The organism is Neoroseomonas rubea, assembly GCF_016106015.1.
GTDB lineage: Bacteria > Pseudomonadota > Alphaproteobacteria > Acetobacterales > Acetobacteraceae > Neoroseomonas > Neoroseomonas rubea.
Window position 1 is genome coordinate 1 of sequence record NZ_JACADQ010000504.1, and the last position, 1,993, is coordinate 1,993.

A 1,993-nucleotide genomic window follows, 5' to 3' on the forward strand; every position below is an offset into this window, starting at 1 on the left:
GACGGGCGCTGCGGGCGCGGTGGCGGCGGGGGCGGTCGCGGCCTGCTGCGCGGCGCCGTTGGCGAGGAAGGCGTAGCCGCCGCCGGCAAGCGCCAGCGCGGCGAGGCCAAGCATCAGGCGGGCGCGGCCGGTCATGGAGCGGGTTCCAGCAGCGCGTCGAGGCTGCCGCGCAGCGCGCGCAGATCGGCCTCGGTCGGGCGGTAGAGGCCGAACAGATGGGCCATGAAGAGGCCGTCCGTCGCCGTCATCACGATCATCGCCGCGCCGTGCGGGATGCCGTCGTTCAGCAGCAGGTCCTTCATGCGTGCGATCTGCGCGCGCATCGGGTCGAGCAGCGCCGGATCGTGGTGGAAGGCGGCCAGGAAGACAGCGGCGGCGCGGTCGTGATGGTCGTGGCCGGGGGAGCAGTCCGCCTCCCCGAAGGCCCAGGCGATGAAGGCGCGGGCGACGCGGCCGGGGCCTTCGGGCTGGCGGGCGACATTCGCCTCGAATTCGGCGGCGATGAAGGTGGACAGGCGCTCCATCACGCCCGTCAGCAGCGCTTCCTTGGAGCCGAAATGATAGAGCAGCCCGCCCTTGGACACGCCCGCTTCCTTCGCGGCGGCGTCGAGCGTCAGGCCACCCACGCCGCGGGCGAGCACAATGGCTTCGACGGCGTCGAGGATGCGGGTGCGGGCGTCGGTCGGAGGAGGGGCGTCCATGGTGCGGTGCATCTATACCGTCCGGACGGTTTTATCAACCGTCCAGACGGTACAGTCGCCCCGGGCCCCATGGCGCGATCGCCCAGGACATGGGTAGCCTTCGCGCAACGACATCCCTGGGAGGATCGCGGGAATGACCGGAACCATCGGCCGGCGCGGCGCGCTGCTCGCGGCCCCTGCCCTGATCGCCGCCGGCGGCGCCGCCGCCCAGGCCTGGCCGAGCCGCCCCGTGCGCATCCTGGTGGGCTTCGCGGCCGGCGGCGCGAACGACATCATGGCCCGGCTGCTGGCGCAGAAGCTGACCGAGCGCATCCCCGGATCGAGCTTCATCGTCGAGAACCGCCCCGGCGCCGCGACGCAGGTCGCCGCCGAGGCCGCCGCCCGCGCCGCGCCGGACGGGACGACCTTCTTCTACACCTCGCCCTCCACGCTCATCGCGCTTGCGGTGAACCGCAGCGCGACGCTGGATCCGGTGCAGGCGCTGGCCCCGGTGTTCCTGGCGCAGAACTCGCCGCTCGCGCTGGTCTGCCGGCCGGATTTCCCGGCGCGCACGGTCGCCGAGTTCATCGCCGTGGCGCGGGAAAGGCAGGGGCGGCTGACTGTCTCCACCCCCGGCGCGGGGGCGATCAACCACCTCGCCCTGGTGCTGCTGATGCGCCAGACGGGGATCGAGGTGACGCATGTGCCCTATACGGGCAACAACCCCTCCATCACCGCGCTGATGCGGGGCGATGTCGATGTCGCGCATGACGGGCTCTTCGCCCCGCGCGCGCAGCTGGAAGCGGGCACGCTGCGCGCCATCGCGGTGACGAGTGCGGAGCGCGCGCCCGCCTATCCCAACGTGCCGACCTTCGCCGAGACCGTGCCGGGCCATGTCGTCGGCTTCTGGGGCGGCATGTTCGCCCCGCGCGGCACGCCGGATGCGATCCTCGACCGGATGAACACGGAGCTGAACGCGATCATGCGGCTGCCGGACGCGATCGAGCGCACGCGCAGCTTCGGCGCCGAGCCCGCCGGCGGCGACCGCGGCGTCTTCGCCCGCACCGTGGCCGAGGACTGGGCGCGCTGGAGCCAGGTGGTGCGGGAGAACGACATCAGGGCGGGGTGATCTCGGTGACGCGTTGGCCCGGCCCGCGCCGGGCAAGCCCGCTCACGACGCGCGCGCCCGTCACCTCAGGGGGCGACCTGCGGATCGCGGCCCGGCCGCGATCCGGGAGCGCGCATGCGCGACCGCGCCCAACCCGCCACCCGTGCCGGGTGCGCCCGTGCAGGGCGCGTAAGCCAAGCGCGCG

2 protein-coding genes are annotated in these 1,993 nt (G+C 73.5%); one reads left to right on the forward strand and one right to left on the reverse strand.

The window, feature by feature from the left end; translation table 11 throughout:
- Window positions 1-131: 131 nt before the first annotated feature.
- Entirely contained in the window at window positions 132-713 is a 582-nt protein-coding gene (locus tag HW577_RS24225) for a TetR/AcrR family transcriptional regulator (protein WP_198378662.1), read from the reverse strand.
- 121 nt (window positions 714-834) lie between these two features.
- Between HW577_RS24225 and HW577_RS24230 the strand changes: the two genes are divergently transcribed.
- A complete protein-coding gene (locus HW577_RS24230; RefSeq protein ID WP_198378663.1) occupies window positions 835-1,809 on the forward strand; it encodes a tripartite tricarboxylate transporter substrate-binding protein in 975 nt (324 codons plus the stop codon).
- The last annotated feature ends 184 nt before the right edge of the window (window positions 1,810-1,993 follow it).